This window comes from Alcanivorax sp. VBW004 (assembly GCF_009718865.1).
In the GTDB taxonomy this organism is placed as follows: Bacteria; Pseudomonadota; Gammaproteobacteria; order Pseudomonadales; family Alcanivoracaceae; genus Alcanivorax.
Window position 1 is genome coordinate 3,185,470 of record NZ_WNHC01000001.1, and the last position, 20,330, is coordinate 3,205,799.

The 20,330-nt window shown below is 58.2% G+C and carries 21 protein-coding genes; 8 read left to right on the forward strand and 13 right to left on the reverse strand.

What is annotated here, in order from left to right; translation table 11 throughout:
- Positions 1 to 18: 18 nt before the first annotated feature.
- The 4 genes from rsxC to F1529_RS14505 all read left to right on the forward strand — a co-directional run bounded on the left by rsxC (position 19) and on the right by F1529_RS14505 (position 5,461).
- Entirely contained in the window at positions 19 to 2,985 is a 2,967-nt protein-coding gene (rsxC, locus tag F1529_RS14490; RefSeq protein WP_155135707.1) for an electron transport complex subunit RsxC, read from the forward strand.
- A gap of 94 nt (positions 2,986 to 3,079) precedes the next feature.
- Entirely contained in the window at positions 3,080 to 4,108 is a 1,029-nt protein-coding gene (gene rsxD, locus F1529_RS14495) for an electron transport complex subunit RsxD (protein WP_155135710.1), read from the forward strand.
- On the forward strand, positions 4,108 to 4,755 hold the full coding sequence (rsxG, locus tag F1529_RS14500; protein WP_155135713.1) for an electron transport complex subunit RsxG: 648 nt from the start codon (positions 4,108 to 4,110) through the stop codon (positions 4,753 to 4,755). Before rsxD ends, rsxG begins: the two co-directional genes overlap by 1 nt.
- Positions 4,748 to 5,461 (forward strand): electron transport complex subunit E, encoded by a 714-nt coding sequence (locus F1529_RS14505; RefSeq protein ID WP_155135716.1) that lies wholly within the window; start codon positions 4,748 to 4,750, stop codon positions 5,459 to 5,461. The genes rsxG and F1529_RS14505 overlap by 8 nt, the downstream gene beginning before the upstream one ends.
- Before the next feature lie 190 nt (positions 5,462 to 5,651).
- On the opposite strand, the gene F1529_RS14510 is transcribed toward F1529_RS14505, so the two are convergent.
- Entirely contained in the window at positions 5,652 to 6,116 is a 465-nt protein-coding gene (locus tag F1529_RS14510) for a hypothetical protein (protein ID WP_155135719.1), read from the reverse strand.
- 266 nt (positions 6,117 to 6,382) lie between these two features.
- Here F1529_RS14510 and F1529_RS14515 point away from each other — a divergent pair, with 266 nt between their 5' ends.
- Positions 6,383 to 6,913, forward strand: a complete 531-nt coding sequence (locus F1529_RS14515) for a glycine zipper 2TM domain-containing protein (protein ID WP_155135722.1) — start codon at positions 6,383 to 6,385, stop codon at positions 6,911 to 6,913.
- 134 nt (positions 6,914 to 7,047) lie between these two features.
- Here the strand turns inward: F1529_RS14515 and gltS are convergent, their stop codons facing one another.
- Positions 7,048 to 8,232: a sodium/glutamate symporter gene (gene gltS / locus F1529_RS14520; protein WP_007151053.1), complete on the reverse strand. Its 1,185-nt coding sequence runs from the start codon at positions 8,230 to 8,232 to the stop codon at positions 7,048 to 7,050.
- 118 nt (positions 8,233 to 8,350) lie between these two features.
- Here gltS and nth point away from each other — a divergent pair, with 118 nt between their 5' ends.
- Together nth and F1529_RS14530 are read left to right on the forward strand one after the other, a co-directional pair.
- Positions 8,351 to 8,989 (forward strand): endonuclease III, encoded by a 639-nt coding sequence (gene nth, locus F1529_RS14525; protein ID WP_007149505.1) that lies wholly within the window; start codon positions 8,351 to 8,353, stop codon positions 8,987 to 8,989.
- 59 nt (positions 8,990 to 9,048) lie between these two features.
- Positions 9,049 to 9,492, forward strand: a complete 444-nt coding sequence (locus tag F1529_RS14530) for a DUF3617 domain-containing protein (protein ID WP_155135725.1) — start codon at positions 9,049 to 9,051, stop codon at positions 9,490 to 9,492.
- 111 nt (positions 9,493 to 9,603) lie between these two features.
- Here the strand turns inward: F1529_RS14530 and F1529_RS14535 are convergent, their stop codons facing one another.
- The 3 genes from F1529_RS14535 to F1529_RS14545 form a co-directional block, all read right to left on the reverse strand.
- On the reverse strand, positions 9,604 to 10,353 hold the full coding sequence (locus F1529_RS14535) for a dienelactone hydrolase family protein (protein WP_155135728.1): 750 nt from the start codon (positions 10,351 to 10,353) through the stop codon (positions 9,604 to 9,606).
- A 132-nt stretch (positions 10,354 to 10,485) separates the two neighbouring features.
- Entirely contained in the window at positions 10,486 to 10,893 is a 408-nt protein-coding gene (locus F1529_RS14540; protein ID WP_155135730.1) for a DUF1330 domain-containing protein, read from the reverse strand.
- An 83-nt stretch (positions 10,894 to 10,976) separates the two neighbouring features.
- Positions 10,977 to 11,606, reverse strand: coding sequence for a YigZ family protein (locus tag F1529_RS14545; RefSeq protein WP_370457038.1), 630 nt, complete (start codon positions 11,604 to 11,606; stop codon positions 10,977 to 10,979).
- A gap of 124 nt (positions 11,607 to 11,730) precedes the next feature.
- On the opposite strand from F1529_RS14545, the gene F1529_RS14550 reads away from it, so the two are divergent.
- Entirely contained in the window at positions 11,731 to 11,940 is a 210-nt protein-coding gene (locus tag F1529_RS14550; RefSeq protein ID WP_230457804.1) for a hypothetical protein, read from the forward strand.
- On the opposite strand, the gene F1529_RS14555 is transcribed toward F1529_RS14550, so the two are convergent.
- The 8 genes from F1529_RS14555 to relA form a co-directional block, all read right to left on the reverse strand.
- Positions 11,934 to 13,061, reverse strand: a complete 1,128-nt coding sequence (locus tag F1529_RS14555; RefSeq protein WP_155135736.1) for an HlyD family secretion protein — start codon at positions 13,059 to 13,061, stop codon at positions 11,934 to 11,936. The two genes, F1529_RS14550 and F1529_RS14555, sit on opposite strands and share 7 nt — an antisense overlap.
- Positions 13,061 to 13,432 carry a DUF3302 domain-containing protein gene (locus tag F1529_RS17790; RefSeq protein ID WP_155135739.1) on the reverse strand — a complete coding sequence of 124 codons (372 nt, stop codon included), beginning with the start codon at positions 13,430 to 13,432 and terminating at the stop codon, positions 13,061 to 13,063. The genes F1529_RS14555 and F1529_RS17790 overlap by 1 nt, the downstream gene beginning before the upstream one ends.
- 82 nt (positions 13,433 to 13,514) lie before the next feature.
- Positions 13,515 to 14,330: a YbaY family lipoprotein gene (locus F1529_RS14565; protein WP_050760115.1), complete on the reverse strand. Its 816-nt coding sequence runs from the start codon at positions 14,328 to 14,330 to the stop codon at positions 13,515 to 13,517.
- Between the two features lie 166 nt (positions 14,331 to 14,496).
- A complete protein-coding gene (locus F1529_RS14570; RefSeq protein WP_039926077.1) occupies positions 14,497 to 14,925 on the reverse strand; it encodes an organic hydroperoxide resistance protein in 429 nt (142 codons plus the stop codon).
- Positions 14,926 to 15,005: 80 nt separating this feature from the next.
- Entirely contained in the window at positions 15,006 to 15,467 is a 462-nt protein-coding gene (locus F1529_RS14575) for a MarR family winged helix-turn-helix transcriptional regulator (RefSeq protein ID WP_155135742.1), read from the reverse strand.
- A 516-nt stretch (positions 15,468 to 15,983) separates the two neighbouring features.
- Positions 15,984 to 16,988, reverse strand: coding sequence for a porin (locus tag F1529_RS14580; RefSeq protein ID WP_155135745.1), 1,005 nt, complete (start codon positions 16,986 to 16,988; stop codon positions 15,984 to 15,986).
- Between the two features lie 177 nt (positions 16,989 to 17,165).
- Positions 17,166 to 17,948: a nucleoside triphosphate pyrophosphohydrolase gene (mazG, locus tag F1529_RS14585; protein WP_155135748.1), complete on the reverse strand. Its 783-nt coding sequence runs from the start codon at positions 17,946 to 17,948 to the stop codon at positions 17,166 to 17,168.
- Positions 17,949 to 18,086: 138 nt separating this feature from the next.
- Complete coding sequence (gene relA, locus F1529_RS14590; protein ID WP_155135751.1) at positions 18,087 to 20,327, reverse strand: GTP diphosphokinase; 2,241 nt, start codon at positions 20,325 to 20,327, stop codon at positions 18,087 to 18,089.
- Positions 20,328 to 20,330: the final 3 nt, after the last annotated feature.

Consider the following 20,330-nt stretch of genomic DNA (forward strand, 5'->3'; position numbering starts at 1 on the left):
TGGCCGGAGATTGTTGCCATGAGCCAAGCGCAAACAAACAAAACCCGAAAAACACGCTCCGTTTTTGCCCGTCTGGCATCGGGCATCCGGCGTCCAGCGTCCATTCATGACTTCCACGGCGGCATCCACCCGCCGGAAATGAAGCACCTGTCCAACGGCACGCCTATCGTGCCCGGCCCGCTGCCGCAACAGCTGGTGCTACCGCTGAACATGCACATCGGCGCGCCGGCCAAGCCGTTGGTGGCGCCCGGTGACAAGGTCCTCAAGGGGCAGATGATTGCCGAGCCCATTGGCGCTGTCAGTGCAGCTATCCATGCGCCGACCTCCGGCACGGTCAGCGCCATTGGCCCGCGCCCCATCCAGCACCCATCGGGCATGGATGCGGTGTGTATCGTCATCGACACGGATGGCGAAGACCAGTGGCTTGAGCATCAGGGTATTGCCGACTACACCGAAAAAAGCCCGGCCGAGCTGGTAGACCTGATCCGCCACGCGGGCATTGCCGGCATGGGCGGCGCGGGTTTCCCCACCAGCATCAAGGTAAACCTGGGCGACCATCAGCGCGTGGAACAGCTACTGATCAATGCGGTGGAATGCGAGCCCTACATCACCGCCGATGACCGCCTGATGCGTGAGCGTGCCGAGCAAATCGTCACCGGCATTCATATTCTCCAGTACCTGCTCAACCCCCGCCGCACCCTGATCGGTATCGAAGACAATAAGCCCGAGGCCATTTCCGCGATCAAGCGGGCCTGCAAAGGCTGCGATATCGAAGTGCGCGTGGTGCCCACCAAATACCCCTCCGGCGGCGAGAAACAGCTGATCCAGTTGCTCACCGGCAAGGAAGTGGCCAGTGGCCAGCTGCCCGCCCAGGTGGGCGTGGTCTGCCAGAACGTGGGCACCGCCTATGCCATCAAGCGGGCCGTGTGCGATGGCGAACCGCTGGTCTCGCGGGTCACCACGCTTACCGGTGATGGCGTCAGCCAGCCCGGTAACTACGAGGTGCTGCTGGGCACCCCGGTGCGTGACTTACTGGCCCACGGCAATCTGGCCGGCCTGGACATCGGCCGGCTGGTCATGGGTGGGCCAATGATGGGCTTCACCCTACACAACCCGGGCGTGCCCGTGGTGAAAACCACTAACTGCATCATCGCCGCCAGCCCGGAAGAGCTGCCGGAACCGCCGCCGGAACAGCCCTGCATCCGCTGCGGTTCCTGCGCGGAAGTGTGCCCGGCCAACCTGCTGCCCCAGCAACTGTACTGGCACGCCAAGAACGACGATTTGGAAAAGGCCCAGCACCACAACCTGATGGACTGCATCGAATGCGGCGCCTGCGCGTATGTGTGTCCCAGCCATATTCCGCTGGTGCAGTATTACCGCTACGCCAAGGGCGAAGTACGCCAGCAGGCGGCGGACCAGGTAAAAGCCGACAAGGCCCGCCAGCGCTTCGAAGCCCGCCAGGCACGCATTGAACAGGAACAGGCGGAAAAAGAAGCCCGCCGACAGGCGCGCCTGGAAGCCAACCGCAAGAAGAAGGAAGCCGGCCCGGCCGCCGCCAGTACCGTTGATGTGGCCGCGCTGAAGCAAGCCTCACTGGACGCCTCCAAAGCCTACAAAGCGGCGGTGAAAGCGGCCAAGGCCGCCGAGGCGGAAGGCGCCGATAATCTGGCTGAACTGAAAGCCGAGGCGGACCGCCTGAAAGCCGTGGCCGACAAGGCCAAAGCGGCTGTGCGTGACGCCAAAGACGACGCCCCCGTTGCGGCAGCTCCGGCAGAAGATACGGTGGCCAAGCTCAAGAAGCAGGTCGGCGATGCTTCCTGCGCCTACAAGGCGGCAGTAAAAGCGGCCAAGGCCGCCGAAGCGGAAGGCGCTGACAATGTGGCCGAATTGAAAGCCCAGGCGGACACCCTGAAAGCCAGCGCGGATGCGCTCAAGGCGGAACTGCGCGAGGCCAAGGCCAACGCGCCCGCCGCTACCGCGCCGGTTGCTCAAGCAGACCCGGTTGCCGAATTGAAGAAACAGGTCGGTGACGCTTCCTCCGCTTACAAGGCCGCTGTCAAAGCCGCCAGACAAGCGGACGAAAACGGGGCTGACAACGCGGCGGACCTGCGCGCCGAAGCGGATCGCCTGAAAGCAGTGGCGGATCAATTGAAAGCCGATCTGCGTGACGCCAAGGCAAACGCACCCGCCTCCCCCGCGCCCACCGCCCCCTCACCCTCTACCGCTACAGTGGTGGAACAACCCGACCCGGTGGCGGCGTTGAAGAAGCAGGTTGGCGATGCGTCGCTGGCCTACAAGGCAGCGGTGAAAGCCGCCAAGCAGGCCGACGAAGACGGCGCCGACAACGCGGCAGACTTGCACAGCGAAGCCGGTGAGTTGAAAGCCATCGCGGATCAGCTGAAGGCAGAGCTGCGCGATGCCAAGGCCGCAGCACCGCCCACGCCGAAAGCAGCGCCGGCAGCAACCGCCACCACGGATAGCCCCGCCGTGCCGGAAGAACAGGCACCGCAATCATTGGCCGAGGTGGACCCGGAGCAGGCTGCCAAACGCCAGAAGCGCCTCAAGGGCCTGAAAACCGCCTACAACATGGCGCACAAGCAGTACAAGGAAGCCCACGCCGCCTACGAGCGGGCCGAGCGTAATGAGACTGCCAGCGCCGACGAACTCCAGGCCATGCAGGTGAAGATCGACAAGCTCAAGGCCAAGGCGGACAACGCCCGCGATGCGCTGGATGCCCTGGTCGAAGAAGCCAAGGCCGACATTCGCGCCCACACCGGCAAGGATTTGAAAACCCTGAAGCTGGAAGCCGCCCGCGCAGAAAGCGCCCTGGCCGACAAGCAGCAGGAACTGGAACAACAACGCAGCAGCGCTTCGGAAGACACTCTGGAAGCCCTTAGCTCGGAACTCCAGGCCCTGGAAAGCGAAACCCAGATTGCCCGCAAGGCGCTCAAGCAGGCGGTAGAAGAACAAGGATTGGCAGAATGACACAACGCTGGCACGCCATCACGCAACACGCTTCACGGGGAAAAGCGCTAGGGCGAAAATTCTCCGCCGCCAGAACGGCAAGGGCTGAACCGGCATGAGCCTGATTACGTCCACCTCACCCCATGCCACGGTGAAAAACAACACCGGGGCCTTCATGCGCCAGGTGATCTACGCCACCCTGCCCGGCCTTGCTGTCCTCACCTGGCAGTTCGGTTGGGGCTCGGTGATCAATGTGCTGTGGGCGGTCATCGTGGCGCTGGTCAGCGAGGCGCTGTTCCTGAAAGCCCGTGGCCGCAGCATCGCCTTCTACCTGAAAGACTACAGCGCCGTGGTCACCGCGGTTCTACTCGGGCTCGCCCTGCCGCCCACCGCCCCCTGGTGGCTGACCCTGATCGGGGTGAGCTTTGCGATCATCGTGGCCAAGCAGCTCTATGGCGGGCTGGGGATGAATCCCTTCAACCCGGCCATGGTCGGTTATGTGTTGCTGCTGATTTCCTTCCCGGTGGCCATGACCCAGTGGCTGGCGCCCGGTGAGCCACTATCGTTTGTGCAAAGCTGGCAGCTGTTCACCGGGCAGCTTCCGGTGGATGGCCTTAGCGGCGCCACTCCCCTGGACACCTTCCGCACGGTCCAGAGTTCTGCCACTGACACCGCGAACGAGCTGGCTAACCAGGGCATTCTGCATGGCCAGTTTGCCGGGCTGGGCTGGGAATGGGTCAATCTGGCGTTTCTGCTGGGTGGCCTGTATCTGATCAGTCGCAAGATCATCACCTGGCACATTCCGCTGGGCTTTCTCGCCGGCCTCGGCCTGCCTGCCCTGCTGGCCTGGCTGATTGATCCGGTGCGCTTTGCGGATCCCCTCTTCCAGCTGTTTTCCGGCGGCGCCATGCTAGGCGCGTTCTTTATCGCCACCGACCCGGTCAGCGCCGCCACCAGCCGCATGGGCCGCCTGATTTACGCCCTGTTGATCGGCCTGCTGGTCTGGGTGATTCGCAGCTTTGGCGGCTACCCGGACGCGGTGGCGTTTTCGGTATTGCTGTTGAACCTGTCTGCGCCCTTTATTGATTACTACACCCAGCCTCGGACCTACGGGCACAAGTCATCCAATCGAGGGGTCAGCTGATGATGCGCCATGCCATCACCAGGAACGCGGTCATCCTCGGGCTGTTTGCCATCGGTACCGCCGCCACCCTGGCCATTACCAACGAAGCCACGCTGGACCAGGTCCGTTGCAATAGACAACAAGCGCTAATGACATCGCTGAACCAGGTCATGCCCCACGACCAGCACGACAACGATTTGCTCACCGACCGTATTACCGTGAGCGACCCGCTACTGGGCCGCAACGAACACCACCTCTATCGGGCCCGCCTTAATGGCGAGGACAACGGCGCCGTGCTGGAAGCCACCGCACCGGACGGTTACGGTGGGGCCATTGCCTTGATTGTCGGGGTGGATACTGCCGGGGAGATACAGGGCGTGCGTGTGGTTCCGCCGCATAATGAAACCCCGGGCCTGGGTGACAGTATCGAAACCAAAAAATCCGACTGGATTCTGGGTTTCAACGGCCATTCTCTGGAGAGCCCCGGTACGTCCGGCTGGGCCGTGAAAAAAGACGGCGGCGACTTCGACAGCTTTACCGGCGCCACCATTACCCCCCGCGCCGTTGTCGGTGCGGTGCACCGCGCCCTGCAGTATTTCGACGCCAACCAGAACAATCTCTTCAGTGCCCCTGCGGACACCACCCCGGTGGAGACCTGTGATGAGTGATGTGAACTACAAAAAGATCAGCATGGATGGCCTGTGGAATAACAACCCGGCCACCGTACAAATTCTCGGCCTGTGCCCTTTGCTCGCGGTGACCGGTTCCGTGGTCAACGCCATGGGACTGGGCCTGGCAACCCTGGTAGTGCTGATGGGCTCCAATGCCTGTGTGTCGCTGATCCGCAATTACGTCACCGATGCGGTGCGTCTGCCCGCCTTCGTGATGATTATCGCCGCCATGGTGACGGTGATCGAAATGCTGATGCAGGCCTACACGTTCGAGCTGTACGAAATCCTCGGCATCTTCATTCCGCTGATCGTGACCAACTGCGCCGTGCTCGGCCGCGCCGACGCGTTCGCCAGCAAGAATGCCGTGCTGCCCTCCATGGTGGACGGCTTTATGATGGGCCTGGGTTTCCTGGTAATCCTGTTGATTCTCGGCGGCATGCGTGAACTGGTGGGCCAGGGCACCCTGTTCACCAACATGCAGCTGCTGTTCGGCCCCATGGCGGCCAACTGGGAACTCACTGTCATCGACAACTACGGCGGCTTCCTGCTGGCCGTCCTGCCTCCCGGCGCCTTCCTGGGCCTGGGCCTGATCATCGCCGGCAAGAACGTCATCGACAAACATCTCAAGGAAGCCCAGAAGCGCAACGCCAGCGACGAACCCAAAATCAGCCGCCGGGTACGCACCACCGGGAAAGTCAGTTAACCCACTGCACCTGCGTAGGAGCGTCGCTGGCGGCGCGATAAAGTCGTTCCGGGTTGCGTTGCGAAAGCCTGAAACGTCTACTCTTTGAAATTCTGCTTTTCGAAACTCGCTTCTCGCAACTCGCCGCTGTTGTTATCGCGCCGCCAGCGACACTCCTACGGCAACCGTTTTCGCGGCTCGAGCGCCGCTCCTACAGCACCAACGCTGCCACCAATAGCGCCACCGCCACCAACCCGTGTGGAAGAAACACGTGCCGCCAACGCAGGATACGCAGCAGTTCTTTCATGCCGCCGGCGCGGCGGCTGCGTTCCCAGCTATCGGCGCTCTGGAAGGGGGCAATTTCGTCCACTTCACCACGAAAATGCGCTTCAATTTTTTCGATACGCGCATAATGCGCGGACTGAAAGGCCTTCCAGTGCCCTTCCACCAACCAGAACAACAAGCTTCCCACTACCCCGACCCACAGCAGCGCCGGACGATCAAAAAACGCCCCTGACCCCGCCAGAATTCCAGCCAGCGTCACACTCCAGGCCTTGATGGTCAGCGACTTCTGATCAAACGAATCAATTAAGCTGGTGAGGTGGAAATATTCTGCCTGCAACTGCCCATCCAGTTGCGCAGCAGCAGCGGCTGTTGTCCCCACACTCTGTTCCATACGTCCCCCTGTATGCACCTTTGTGACGGTGAATAATCATGAATCGTGGCGGTAAAATAACCCAATGAGAGCACTGACCCGTGCGCCAGGATTGTTCCCGATCCTGGCACTGCAAACCGCTGCACAGGCGGACAATAGCATAACGCTGCGGTGATTTTTTACCTGCCTTTTACCTTCACACTCTTTTGCAATTGAGCCCCCTTTCACGGCGAACTCTCTGTGCCAGACTGGCTCTAACAGGGAAATAACGGAATAAGGAGTGAGCCATGAAAAGCGCAGCAATTGCCACCCTGAGTATTGTGGGTGCCGTGGCCGTCGCAGGCGTGGGTTATGGTGCTTATCAGGCAGTAACCCCGCAAAAATCAGGCTATGCCAAAGTGGTCAATGTGGACCCCATTGTGAAGACCTGGCAGGAACCGCGTGAGGTGTGTCAGCAGGTTAATGTTGAGCGCAAAAAACCCGTGAAAGACCAACACCGGGTCACCGGTAGCGTGGTCGGTGCGGTTATCGGTGGCGTGGTTGGTCATCAGTTTGGTGGTGGTAGCGGTAAGGATGCCGCAACAGCCGGCGGTGCGATTGCCGGTGGTGTCGCCGGTAACCAGATCCAGAAAGGGATGCAGGAAAAAAATACCTACACCACCACGGAACAGCGTTGTAACACGGTGATGGAAGACAAAAGCCGCACCGAAGGCTATGACGTGACCTACGCCTTCAATGACAATGAAGAGACGATTCGCATGGACAAGAAACCCGGCGAACGCCTGCGCATTGAAGACGGTGACGTGGTGATTCAGTAACCGGAAGCAAGTTTCGAGGAGCGAGGAGCGAAAGACCAAACCGGTTTGCTCTTCGAAACTCGCTCCTCGTCACTCGCTTGAGTTCTTTCTACCGTCGCGCACGCAGCTCATAGCAACCAACGTTCGCATTGCCCCTAGCCCGATAGCACAGACACGAACGTCTGGATAATCGTGGCATTGGCAATATCCACGATAAAGCCCCCCACCACCGGGACGATAATGAACGCCAACGGCGACGGCCCATGGTGCTGCGTTACCGCCTGGATGTTCGCGACCGCGGTTGGGGTCGCGCCCATGGCAAAGCCACAATGGCCGGCACACAGCACCGCCGAATCATAGTTGCGCCCCATCAAACGGAAAGTCACAAAGGTAATAAACGCCAGCGCCAGCAGCACCTGACCGACCAGCATGGCCAACATGGGCAACGCCAGGTCCACCAACTGCAGTAGCTGCAGGCTCATCAGCGTAATCGCCAGAAAGATCCCCAGCGCCGTATTCCCCACCACATCGATGGTGGCGTCGTTAACGCGCCACAAGCGGCGTGCGGTATTGCCCAGCAAAATACACACGAACAACACCCACACAAAAGTCGGCAAGCGGAACACGGAAGCAAACTCCTCGGCCGCCACCTTGCCCACCACAACGCCCACGGAAAGCAGCATCAGAATGCGGATCACGCTGCCCGCCGAAATCGGGTGTGGCCGTTCAGCCTTGTCGTAAGCCGCATCATCGTCTGCGGCCCCGTGGGCCGGTGCGGCAATGCGGTAGCGGCGAATCAGGAACATGGCCAACGGGCCACCCAGCAGAGCACCAAACACCAGACCAAACGTGGCGGATGCCGCTGCCAGTTCGGACACACCGGTGAGCCCAAAATCCTTCTCGAATACACTGGCCCAGGCCGCCCCGGTTCCATGGCCCCCGGTCATGGTGACCGAGCCGCCAATCAGCCCATAGTAGGGTTCAAGCCCCATTAACTTGGCCATGCCAACCCCGGCCAGGTCCTGCAAGGCGACCAGCACAATCACCAGCACCGCAAACAGCAACATGGCCCAGCCACCCTGCTTGAGCAGGCGGAAATCGGCAGCCAAGCCGACGGCCCCGAAGAAAAACAGCATGGAGGGCACTTTCATGCTTTCATCGAATGTCAGGGAAACACCACCGATCTGGAGGCCCGTCACGATGATGGTAGCCAACAAGCCCCCCACCACCGGCTCCGGCATATTCAGCCGTGACAGAATGGAAATCCGGTGTACCAGCCACTGACCTGTGCCCAGTACTAACAGGGCAATCATCAGGGTTTCCATGGCGGAAAACTGCATCTAACTCTCCTTCTTCGACCCGCTCTTGCAGGCCCGACAGGCCACTGCGATGAAGAATCCTCCCCCTCACAGCCGCCGCTTCATCCGCTATACTGCCCCGCGAACACAGGATGATGCTATGAACCGCGAGAAACGTACCGAAATTTTTTCCCGTCTGCGCGCCCAGAACCCGCACCCGACCACTGAACTGGAATACCAGTCGGACTTTGAGCTGCTGGTTGCCGTAGTGCTCTCGGCCCAGGCCACGGATGTGGGGGTCAACAAGGCCACCGCGCGCCTGTATCCGGTCGCCAATACGCCAGAGGCTATCTTTGCGCTGGGCGTCGACGGGCTTAAAGAGTACATCAAGACCATCGGCCTGTTTAACTCCAAGGCCGAAAACATCATCCAGTTGTGCCGTATTTTGATCGAACAGCACGACAGCCAGGTCCCGCGCACCCGTGAGGAACTGGAAGCGCTACCCGGTGTGGGGCGGAAAACCGCCAATGTGGTACTGAATACCGCCTATGGCTACCCCACCATGGCGGTGGATACCCACATCTTTCGGGTATCCAACCGCACCCGTATTGCCCCGGGCAAAAACGTGCTGGAGGTCGAAAAACGGCTGGTACGACTGGTGCCGGAGGAATTTCTGCGCGATGCTCATCACTGGCTGATTCTGCATGGCCGCTATGTCTGCATCGCCCGCAAGCCCAAATGCGGTGATTGCCTGATCGCGGATCTGTGCGAATTCCCCCTCAGCCAGCGCCCCGCCTGAACCGGCGCTGGCGCGAGCTCGGGGATCAGCCTTAACCTGTACTCGCGAAGGGAATCGTTATGAATACTGCTACCCGATTTGGCCTGTGCTTGCTGACTGCCCTCCCCCTGAGCCTTGCCTCGCTGGCAACCCAGGCCAATGAACTCACCCCCGGGCTCTGGGAGATCACCGCCAAACTGAATTCACCTGCAGTCCCCGATGCCATGCGCAACCAGGTTCGCAAGGAATGCCTGACCCAGGCCCAGGCCGCGAACCCGGAAATCGCCATGCGCGATAGCTGGAAACAGGGAGGCTGCGGGGCTGGCGAAGTGAATCGCAGCGGTAATACCCTGCACTGGAGCACCAGCTGCAAGATGCCCGGGAGCAACACCCCCACCAAAATTCGCGGCGAAATGGTGCTGCACAATCCCAAACACTACACCACCAGTACCACGGTCACCGGCAACAAACAGTCCATGACCACCCACAGCGAAGCCAAATGGCTCGGTGCCTGCGATAAGTAAGAGCTCATCGCGGTATTGAGGGGCAGGGAGACGAAGTCGCCTGGTGCCGAATGCCTGACGCCCGACCAAACAAAACCGGCCGGGCAACTTGAGGGGCTTTTGGCGTAGGCATCATGCCGCAGGCGTAGCAGTCAGCTCACCGCTGAAGACTTTCTCGAAGAACGCCAGCACACGTTGCCAGCTGTCCTCTGAGGCGCCTGCGTCGAATTTTGATCGTAGCGGCGGCAAGGGGCCCAGCTTCTTGAACGTGAAGGTCTGGTGGTCATTCATGAAGGAATGGCCCACATCGTCATAACTGCGGATATCGTGGGGCACCCCAAGGGTTTCCAGATGGCTCGCCAAACGCTCGCCATGGTCACCGTAGAGCATATCCTGTTTGCCCCAGCCTCCTACGGCAGGACAAATGCCGCGCAAGGTCTCGACCTTTTTGGGAATCCCGCCATAAAAAGGCGCAACCACCTGCACCGGGGCCTGGCTGGCATACAGCACAGCAAATCGCCCACCCATACAAAAACCCATCACCCCCACCTGGGTCACCGGCTCTTCGCTTTGTGCCAGCAACCATTCACGACAGGCTTCCAACTGGGCAAACGCCGGGCCTTTGCCGGTTTCATGGGCTTTCAGGGTCTTTACCACACATAACGCCTTGCTGCCGGGCAAATCATAGAGATCCGGCACCAACACCGGGTAGCCGTTATCCGCCAGCCGCTGGGCGATACGCTCAATATCGTCGGTATAACCAAAAATATCGTGGATGGCGATCACCGCCGCCTTGTGCGGATGAGGGTTGTCAGGGCGTAGCCAGCGGGCACGCATGGTGTGGCCGCCGGGGATGGGAATGCCTACAGGTTGGTTTGTCATGAGAACGCCAATGAATAATTAATAGTGAATAATCAATAACGAAACCATAAGGCTACTATCAAGCGTGATTATTAACCCTGTCCATCGAGGCCACTCCAGTTTCGTTATTAATTATTCATTATTAATGCCCTTTCAGTTTTCCTCCATCGCCACCAACCGTGCTTCGTGCAGCGCGGCAGTACGATGCCTGGTCGCTTCACGGTATTCCGGGTCTGCCAGCATGCTGGCAAAGGCCTCTTTGGAAGGGTAGCGAACCAGCAGAACCTCATCCCACTGTTCATTCTCCGGTGCAATCACCCCGGCCAGGGCCTTGCCCTTCCACACCATTTCACCGCCCACACCACGGACCTTGCCGAACGCCACGTCGGAATATTTCTGGTACGCCTCGCGGCCACTGTAGTCCGCCTCGCCATCCTTGTAGATGGCCTTGTCCTTAAAACGCAGTAAATTAAGCATCACAATGGGCGTCCCGGCCGGGAGAGAGGCCAGAATGTCCGGTAGTTTTTTGGGGTTAGGATCAATCACAGGCTTATCACTCATAATAACGCTCCTTTTCTTGTTACCCTGCCGACTCAGCCTGCCCGGGAAAAGGGCGGATTACGACATGGCCGCGTACAAAGCGGTCATGATCCGGGGTGGACCACCGTTATCTGCTCTGCCGCACACAGTTCTAGCAGGTTGTCACAATCTGCGGTCTGACACAGCACGTCCATGCTGACGTGTTGCCCATAGGACACCTCCCCTATTTGCGCAGCATGTTGCTCCGCCCAGAGCCGAACGCGCTGCTCCAGCGCAAAGGGTACATCAAGCCGCAAGGACGTCTGCGGTGTGTGTTCTACACGTTCCACTGCCGACAGCACCGATTCCGCCGCGGCGGCATAAGCACGAACCAATCCCCCTGCCCCCAGCTTTACCCCACCGAAATAACGGATCACCACCACCAGCACATCACTCATGCCCTTGTGCTGGATAACATTGAAGATGGGCTTGCCTGCGGTGCCGGATGGTTCGCCATCATCATTCATGGCGGCTTGAGCAGAGGCAGGATTTCCCAGCAAATAGGCATAACAATGGTGGGACGCATCCGGGTAGCGTTGCCGGGCCTCATCGACAAACGCCATGGCCTCTTCGCGCTCAGAAACCGGTCTCAGCCAGGTAATGAAACGGCTTTTATTGATGATGATTTCGCGGTCAATCGGCGATGCGGGGACAGGATAACCGTCGATGGGTGGCCTCCGGGACAGATAGAACACAGGCCGTTATGGTAAGGTAATTCCTTCTGTGACCGAACCGTTCATTACCATGTCCACTCCCCCACACAATCAATCAGACAGCCGACCTGACAGCCTGCGCCGCCGCCGACACTTGGCCATTTTCATGGCCCTGCTGGTCAGTGGCGTTGTGTTCGGGCCACTCGCCGGCGCGCTCTACAACGATGGCAGCGTGTTCTTTCTGTCACTCAGTTTGCTGCTCTGGTTAGGCGTGGGCCGGTTTATCTACCATTTACTCGCCCCCGCAACAAAAACGGGCGACCCAAAGGCCGCCCGCGCTGAAACATCAGAGGACTGTGACGACCAGCGTCAGTGATCCAGATAGAGATAATGCTGCCAGCTCATCATTCTCAGCAGAATCTGACGCATAACCGCCACATGATGAACATGATCTGAATAAACCGCAGCCTGGGCACTGACACCCAATGGAAGTGAATCCACCGCATCGCTTTTCTCGATTTCAATCACCGTCAGTGTTTCATTATCCATGCGCTGAAAGGCTTCCCCACCAACCAGCGCTTGTCCCGCTGCCAGTTGAGATTCGGCAATAGTAGGCAGCACTTCGATCAGCTTGGCACTAAAGACCTGCCCAGGCAGGGAAGTAAACGTTAGTTCAGCCTCATACCCCGGCTGCAGCCGCAACAGGGATTGCTGTCGAAACGCCGCAACAAAACGGCGCTCCTGATCACTAACGAAGTTGGCCAGTGGTTTCAGGGGCAATGGCACCGCCATCATCCCCGGCAATACGGCCAATTGCGTGACAAAACCATCGGTCGGTGCCCTAATGATAGTGTTTTCCAGATTGAATCTGGCCTCTTCAAGCTGCGCTTTAACCGCAGCCACAGAGGGATCATCACCATCCACTTCACCGCTCAGTTCTGTCTCAGCTTTGGCTAGCGCCGCTTTCGTCGCATCAAGATCGGCATTGGTGGCAACGACACGTTCACGCTGGGTATCGATCTGTTGCTTGCTGAATGCGGAGGCCGCTCCCTCGTAGCGCCTCAGAGTACGCACGGCCTGGTCCCGTTTCGCGGTTGCCTGGGCAACTTTGGCCCGCGCCTGTGCCACTGCGGCCACATTACCCTGAGCCAGTTGGCCCATGTCCGCCAATTGCGCTTCCAGCTGCGCCACTCTTGCCTCAAAGCGCGTACTGTCCAGCACCACCAGTGGCTCACCCTGCTTCACCCGGGTGTTGGCCTTCACCGGCACCTCAAGCACCCGTGCCCGCACTTCCGATACAAGCGGCGTCACCACATACACCTGGCGGACCTTGTTGGTGAACGGGTGATTATAATTCATCAACAGCACCAGCCCCCCCACCAGCACAATGCCACCCAGTACCGCAGTGGGGACGGTCCATTTATTCAGCGGCACTTTGAATACTTTGAAGATAAAAATACAGATAGCGGCATACGTCAGCAGTAACAGGGTTTCCATTAGAGAGAGCCCCCGTCGTTATGTTCTTTCTTCTCTGCCAATGCCTGCTCCAGCAAGGTCAACCGTTCGGACTGCGCATCCAGTTTTTTCTGGAGCGCAGTGATTAGCGTCTCGTCGGTTCGCTGCTGCGCCTGAACCTGTTGAAAGCCCCAGCCACGCTCAGGCCGATACAGGGTGGCCCAGATCCACAGGAACGGCCACAGCACATGCAGCGTAAACAAGCTCACCCAACCCGCCACATGAATCGCGTCCTGATGTGGATGATTCCGGCTTTTCGAAATTTCGTATGGGATATCGTGAATAGCGATGATGCCGTAAAACAGCACCAGCCCCACAAAAACCAACAGGCCAAGGGCCACGTAACTCAACATTCCGGCCGTCCTTTTTCGTTATTAACCGCGGCCCCTTCCGGCCGCCAGCATCAATGCTAGCAGAAACCTGCGCGATATCGGATTAAAGATCCTGCCCGCAGCCACTGTACAGCGTGCCATTGCGCGTGACTTTCACCTGATAAGGGAAGGCCTCTCCACTCATCACGTCTTCACACGGCTGCTCGCTGATTTCCACTTTCAAGGCGCCGGTCTCCGTACTCGCCATGTAAATGGTTTCCGTCCCTTCGGTTTTGGCCCCCGGATTCGGCGTCGTCATGCTGCTATTGCCGTAGTCCCACACAAAGACCAGCCGTTTCTCCGGGTAAACAGCCAGGTGCCACCCCGGTTCGTTACCGGCCGCCCAGAAACTGGCCCCATCCGCTTTGGCCTGCGCTTTACTGCTAGCGGGCTGGGCCTGGGCTTCTGCATCGACGCGCTCCAGCATGACTGTCATGTTCTGGTTCGCTTCCTTGTCGCCCAGTTCCACCGTGTGCCGCTGAGTCGTCGTCCAGAGCAAACGCCCATCACCATCACGAATCTCCGCGCGCACCGCATACGCCATCGGATGGTCGTTATCGGCGAAAGACTTGTCATAGCGTAACGCGAAAGGCACCGGCACATTTCCAGGGTTATCAATATGTTGTTCAGCGATCATTCTGGCCGGTACATCCATCCGGGATACATCTGCCAACGTTACCGTTACGGTTGCTTCCGGCGGCATCGCCATGCGCTCGCGATACATGACTTTCCCGGCGAGCACGCGTTGCTGGGCGTTTTCCTGTTTCGCCCGATCATCCGGCAAACCTTGCGCATCAGGTTCTGGCTGATCACAACCGGCAAGGGCCAAAGCAGCCCCCAGCAATAGTGAAGAAAGGAGGGCATGGGTTCTGGTCATCATGGGCGTATCCTCAAGTTGGGCTTTATCATCAGACTCAACGGCAGAAGCCCGGTTCCACCGCTTTTCACACCAGTAAAACGAAGCGAGCACAAAAAAGCAGCCCTCAGGCTGCTTCTTTTACGCTTTATTGAAAACACCTCCGCAAGGGGGCGTTTTCAGAGGCTTCCTAGACCGTCACCACCAGTTCCACGTCGATATTGCCACGAGTGGCATTGGAGTACGGGCAAACCTGATGTGCATTTTCCACCAGCGTTTGCGCTTCGCTTTTCTCCAGGCCTGGAATATGGACATTCAGTGTGGCCTGAATGCCGAAGCCTCCACCCAGCGGGCCAATGCCGACCTGCCCGGTAATCGACGTCTCATCTGGCAGTGCCACCTTGGCTTTCCCGGCAACCAGTTTCAAGGCACCAAGAAAACAGGCGGAATACCCTGCCGCAAACAGCTGCTCCGGGTTCGTGCCTTCGCCACCCGAACCGCCCAACGCTTTCGGCGTGGCCAGCTTTACATTCAACTGGCCATCATCGCTGGTCGCCTTGCCATCTCGACCGCCGGTGGCCGTTGCCTTCGCTTCGTACAGTACTTTTTCCAAGCTCATCATCATTCTCCTTGCAGTTTTATCACGCTACTTAATAGCGCACTATTTATTTGCCCGTAAAAAAGGACAAAAATCATTGCTCAATGGTCTTTGTTGCTCGCCAGCCGGCGACGCAGCGAATGCAGGTCATTGCGAAGCTGCAATAACTGGTCCGGTTCACACTGGGTTGAACAAAGTATGGCTTCGGGAACCGCTTCTGCAGATTTCCGCAGTTTTTTTCCTTGCCCGGTCAGCCGAATTTCTACCTGCCTTTCATCCGCCCGGGAGCGAGCGCGCTGCACCAGCTCGGCGGTCTCCAAACGCTTCAACAGGGGTGTCAACGTGGCGGAATCCAGATACAGCCGCTCACCGATTTCCGACACGGACTGACCATCTTTCTCCCACAGCACCATCATCACCAGGTATTGGGGGTACGTGAGCCCAAGCGTCTTCAGCAGCTTGCGGTAGACCTTGTTCATCGCCAGCTGGGCGGAATACAGGGCAAAGCAGACCTGCATATCCAAGTCGAGCAGTGTAGTGTCAGATTCAGCGTCTTTACTCATAGCGCCATATTAAATAGTGCACTATCTAATTGCAAGCTTTCCAGAAATCATCATTTACCCAGCGTGAGGTTGCTGGCGCCTGAAACCCGATGCCCGTTGGAATAACCGACCCCCCTTTCACTGTGACCAATGAGGACACTTTCCCCCGTTGTTTTAATCGTCAGGCAGCGGTTATCAGGCAGGCGTCCGACTTTAAAGCCAGCCTGCGGGGAATTCCCTCGCTTGCCGAGGTTCGTCCCTCAAGAGGAATTATTCGCTTCGCTCCCCCTTTGGGCAGCACGGAACTACGTTCCTACAACGCCGCGGTAGCAGGGTTTTGTTTACTGTTTGTGTGGTTTTCGCGTCTGGCATTCGGCATTGAGCGTCATGCAACGCGCGGGAGGTTCACGGTAAGCCTGTTAAAAGGCCAGGGAACCTCTGAATAACTCAAAAAAAAGCCCGCCAAAAGGCGGGCAACTGTTACTTGCGTCGAGGAAAGTCTGCTCAGGCAGTCGGAGCTGCCTGAGCTTTTTTTATTTAGAACTTGTGTTCCATACCGATACCGAAGATGGTTTCTTCAGTGTCAGCCAAGTCGAACTCAAGCTGTGTACCGTAAGCGTAGACTTTGCTGGCTTTGGCCAGTTTGTAGTCTGCACCCAGGCTTACCTGAGTCGCTTCTTCGTCGGACACATCACCTTCGGTCATGCCGTACTGGGCTTTCAGCTTCACACGATCAATCTTGAAAGCACCGCTCAGGATGTAGGAGGTTTCTTCGCCGTCCGCTTCAGTTTCTTCAGCAGTCTGGAACAGCGCGCCAACTTCAAAGTTACCCGGCTTCAGGCCAAGAGCTACACGAGTGATATCGATGGCTGGACTGGTACCGGTTTCATCGGTGATCAGCTCGTCGGTCATGTCCGCATCGTGAGAGATGGCACCGTAGAACATGTCTTTTTCAGCAACCAGAGACACAGAGATGGTGTCAGCCAGGCCGGTTTCCGGATCGCCGTCGCCGTCGATGTCGTTGTTTTCTGCAGGAATGAATGCAGCGTTCAGGGTTACGAGGTCACCCAGAGCAGGCGTGCTGTACTGGATGATGTTGGAAACCCGGTTTTCGCCGGACAGGACGTTCTTGATATCACCGCCGATATCGTTGAACTGGTCGATTTTGCCCTGGGCTTTCTTGGTGGGGGTATCGAATTTACCCGCCTTCAGGGTACCGAAGCCACCTTTCAAACCACCGTAGATGTTACGCTGGGTGAAGGTCTGGCCGCTTTTATCACCATCGTCAACGCTGATTTCGAACTCAGCCTGGTAGATAGCTTTCAGGCCAGCCACGTCCAGATCGAAATCACCTTTAACACCCAGGCGTGAAGCGTTGCTGTTCAGCTCCCAAGCATCTTCGCTGGGGTTTACGCCATCATCAAACTCTGCGTTTTCCAGGGAAACGTTAACTTTACCGTAAACAGTCGGGCCATCGGCCAGGGCCAGGCCAGGCATAGCTACGGCAGCCCCCACAGCGATCGCAAGCAAATTCTTCTTCATTCCAACACTCCTTCAATCAGGCAATATTTTGTATGCAAAGTAACAGCGTGACTGAAACCCCAACCAAGCGAGGTAACGTTTACTGCTTGGTGGCGCAGTATGGGGAGAGTGGATGACTGAAAAGTTTCTCTTATGTGAAGTTTTTATTTCACAGGAACAAGAAGGGGATCGGAGGGGTCAATCTGCAGATTTTTTCGCTTGTTTCCAGGCGGCTTCCAACGCATTTTCATCTAATGATTTCAAAGGGTTAGATTGCTCGCACTCCATGGTGCGAAAGCGCCGCTCAAACTTGTTGGTTGCCCGGCGAAGTGCCTGCTCCGGGTCGATTTTCAGATGGCGGGACAGGTTTACAAGGGTAAAAAGCACATCGCCGAACTCATCTTCTATGGCCTCTTTGTGACCGTTTGAGAGGGCTTCGTCCAGCTCCGCCAACTCCCGGTCAACCTGTTCACGTACGGGGCCCGGTGCGTGCCAGTCAAAGCCAACCTTCGCGGCTTTCTTCTGAACCTTGCCGGCCCGTTGCAGTGCGGGCAGACCTTCCGGCACACCATCAATGGCGCTGGAGTGTTCGCGCCCCTTGCCGGCGCGTTCCTGTTGCTTGATCTGTTCCCAGTTAGCCTTTACCGCCTGCTCATCACCCGCTTCGGTATCCGCAAAGACATGAGGGTGGCGCCGTACCATCTTGTCACACAGCACCTGAACCACTTCATTGAAATCGAACAGCCCCTGCTCGCGCGCCATTTGCGAATGGAAAACCACTTGCAGCAACAGGTCGCCCAACTCTTCCTTCAATTCCGGATAGTCCCGCTGGGCAATCGCCTCGGCCACTTCGAAGGCTTCTTCAATGGTATAAGGCGCAATGGAATCGAAGTCCTGCTTGATATCCCACGGGCAGCCGGTTTCCGGGTCGCGCAGGCGGGACATGATGGAGAGGAGGGAGTCGATGGGAGTAGTAGACATGCTTTCCCCTGCTGATAGTGGCATGGCTTGCGAATCATGCAGAACCGGAATGCATAATTAATAACGAAAGGCAAAACCCTTGGCGCGGGCATGCCCTTCGGTTTTCGTTATTAACTATTCATTATCAATTATTAATTGCTATTTCTTGTAGCGCCGAACTTCCAGCACGCCTTTAAGCTGATCCATCTTGGCAAGCACCTTGCCCAGGTTCCCCAGGGTGGCGATTTCCAGGGTGAGCAGCATGGTGGCGGTGTTGTCATCCTGATGGGACTGGGTATGCACGGCCGTCACGTTGACCTTTTCATTGGCCAGCACGGCAATCACGTCCTTGAGCAGGCCCTGACGATCCCAGGCGCGCAGAAACACATCCACCGGGTAGGTAATTCGGTCGGCTTCGCCCCAGGTCACTTCGATTACCCGGTTAGGGTCATCACCCTGCATGGCCAGCAACTTCTCACAGTCGGCGCGGTGAACGGTAACGCCCCGCCCCTGGGTAATAAAGCCCATGACCTGATCACCAGGCACCGGCTGGCAGCAGCCGGCCATATGGGTAAGCAGATTCCCCACCCCATGAATGGTGATATCACCACTGGTGGACGCTTTCGGCTTGGCCGGAACAAACTCCATTTCCTGCTGGTTATGGTCCGGCTGCAGGGCCTGCACCTGATTGACCACATGCCCCGGGCGCAGATCGCCCGCACCCAGCGACGCCAATACGTCGTCACCGGTTTTCAGATTGAGGTGCGGCGCCAGGGTATCCAGATCCACTTTTTCCAGCGCCAGCCGCGACATTTCCTTTTCCAGGATGGTGCGACCCTGAACGATATGCACATCACGGTCCTGACGCTTGAACCATTGCTGGATTCTCGCCCGGGCAGATGACGTCGCCACATAGCCCAGTGACGGGGTCAGCCAGTCACGGCTGGGGCCGCCTTCTTTGGTGGTGAGGATAGTGACCTGCTCACCGGTATTCAGGCTGTAGTTCAACGGCACGATTTGACCGTTCACCTTGGCGCCCCGGCAGCGATGCCCTACTTCGGTATGGATGTGATAGGCGAAATCCACCGGCGTGGCCCCCGCTTCCAGGTCCACCACATGGCCTTCCGGGGTGAAAACATACACCCGGTCGCTGACCAGCCCGTGGCGCAGCTCGTCCACCATGGCATCAGGGCTGTCGTCACCCAGCTCTTCGTGCCATTCGAGCACCTGACGCAGCCAGGTAATCCGTTGCTCGTAATCGGTAACTCCACTTTTGCCTTTCTTGGCGCCTTCCTTGTAGCGCCAATGGGCACAGACACCCAGCTCCGCCTCTTCATGCATATCGAAGGTACGAATCTGCACCTCCAGCATCTTGCGTTCCGGGCCGACCACCGCCGTATGCAGGCTCTGGTAACCATTGCCTTTGGGGCTGGCGATGTAATCGTCGAATTCCTTGGGCACGTGTTGCCACAGGGAATGCACAACACCCAGCGCCGCATAGCAGTCGCGTACTTGCGGTACCAGAATACGCACCGCACGCACGTCATAGACTTCACCGAAGTCCAGGTGCTTTTTCTGCATTTTCCGCCAGATGCTGTAAATGTGCTTGGCGCGCCCGTTGACCTCGGCGCCACTGATGCCGTTCTTTTCCAGATAGCCGCGTAAGTGCTCCAGCACGTTATCAATGTACTCTTCACGTACCAGACGCTTCTCATCCAGCAGCTTGGCAATTTTCTTGTAGGCGCCCGGCTGCAGGTAACGGAAGGACAGATCCTCCAGCTCCCATTTCAACTGGCCAACGCCCAGCCGGTGGGCCAGCGGCGCGTAGATATCGAAGATTTCCTGGGCCACCTTGCGCTGGCGCTCCGGCTCCGACTCCTTGACCGCACGGATGATCACCGTTCGTTCCGCAAGCTTGACCAGGGCGACGCGCACGTCGTCGACCATGGCCACCAGCATCTTGCGCATGTTATCCAGCTGCCCATCCTGCTGGCCCAGCACGGCCTTGCGGGTGGGGTTGAGCGAAGTACTGATCGCCGCCATGCGCAGCACGCCTTCGATCAGGTTGGCCACATCCGGCCCGAATTCCTTTTCCACTTCCAGTAGCGTGATCTGCCCTTCGCGCACGGCCCGGTAAAGGATAGCGGCGGGAAGAATGTCACTGTCGGCTCCCAGATCCACCAACACTTCGCCCATTTCCAGGCCGATATCCAGACAGCCTTTGCCATAGGGCCACACCCGGCCCGCGGCCTCACCGGCCTGCTGGCATTGTTCGGCGCGCTCACAGGCCTGTTCCAGCAAGGCACGGTCACGGACCGGGGCGCGATCTTCCAACTGCGTCATCCAGTCGCGCCAGTGAACTATGGAACCTTCTGAGGGCTGTCGCCTTACCGTTACCATGGC

Bases quoted from the DNA above. Each gene is read 5' to 3' on its own strand.
- rsxC (WP_155135707.1), top strand. From the start codon at position 19: ATGAGCCAAGCGCAAACAAACAAAACCCGAAAAACACGCTCCGTTTTT.
- rsxD (WP_155135710.1), top strand. From the start codon at position 3,080: ATGAGCCTGATTACGTCCACCTCACCCCATGCCACGGTGAAAAACAAC.
- rsxG (WP_155135713.1), top strand. From the start codon at position 4,108: ATGATGCGCCATGCCATCACCAGGAACGCGGTCATCCTCGGGCTGTTT.
- F1529_RS14505 (WP_155135716.1), top strand. From the start codon at position 4,748: ATGAGTGATGTGAACTACAAAAAGATCAGCATGGATGGCCTGTGGAAT.
- F1529_RS14510 (WP_155135719.1), bottom strand. From the start codon at position 6,116: ATGGAACAGAGTGTGGGGACAACAGCCGCTGCTGCTGCGCAACTGGAT.
- F1529_RS14515 (WP_155135722.1), top strand. From the start codon at position 6,383: ATGAAAAGCGCAGCAATTGCCACCCTGAGTATTGTGGGTGCCGTGGCC.
- gltS (WP_007151053.1), bottom strand. From the start codon at position 8,232: ATGCAGTTTTCCGCCATGGAAACCCTGATGATTGCCCTGTTAGTACTG.
- nth (WP_007149505.1), top strand. From the start codon at position 8,351: ATGAACCGCGAGAAACGTACCGAAATTTTTTCCCGTCTGCGCGCCCAG.
- F1529_RS14530 (WP_155135725.1), top strand. From the start codon at position 9,049: ATGAATACTGCTACCCGATTTGGCCTGTGCTTGCTGACTGCCCTCCCC.
- F1529_RS14535 (WP_155135728.1), bottom strand. From the start codon at position 10,353: ATGACAAACCAACCTGTAGGCATTCCCATCCCCGGCGGCCACACCATG.
- F1529_RS14540 (WP_155135730.1), bottom strand. From the start codon at position 10,893: ATGAGTGATAAGCCTGTGATTGATCCTAACCCCAAAAAACTACCGGAC.
- F1529_RS14550 (WP_230457804.1), top strand. From the start codon at position 11,731: ATGGCCCTGCTGGTCAGTGGCGTTGTGTTCGGGCCACTCGCCGGCGCG.
- F1529_RS14555 (WP_155135736.1), bottom strand. From the start codon at position 13,061: ATGGAAACCCTGTTACTGCTGACGTATGCCGCTATCTGTATTTTTATC.
- F1529_RS17790 (WP_155135739.1), bottom strand. From the start codon at position 13,432: ATGTTGAGTTACGTGGCCCTTGGCCTGTTGGTTTTTGTGGGGCTGGTG.
- F1529_RS14565 (WP_050760115.1), bottom strand. From the start codon at position 14,330: ATGATGACCAGAACCCATGCCCTCCTTTCTTCACTATTGCTGGGGGCT.
- F1529_RS14570 (WP_039926077.1), bottom strand. From the start codon at position 14,925: ATGAGCTTGGAAAAAGTACTGTACGAAGCGAAGGCAACGGCCACCGGC.
- F1529_RS14575 (WP_155135742.1), bottom strand. From the start codon at position 15,467: ATGAGTAAAGACGCTGAATCTGACACTACACTGCTCGACTTGGATATG.
- F1529_RS14580 (WP_155135745.1), bottom strand. From the start codon at position 16,988: ATGAAGAAGAATTTGCTTGCGATCGCTGTGGGGGCTGCCGTAGCTATG.
- mazG (WP_155135748.1), bottom strand. From the start codon at position 17,948: ATGTCTACTACTCCCATCGACTCCCTCCTCTCCATCATGTCCCGCCTG.
- relA (WP_155135751.1), bottom strand. From the start codon at position 20,327: ATGGTAACGGTAAGGCGACAGCCCTCAGAAGGTTCCATAGTTCACTGG.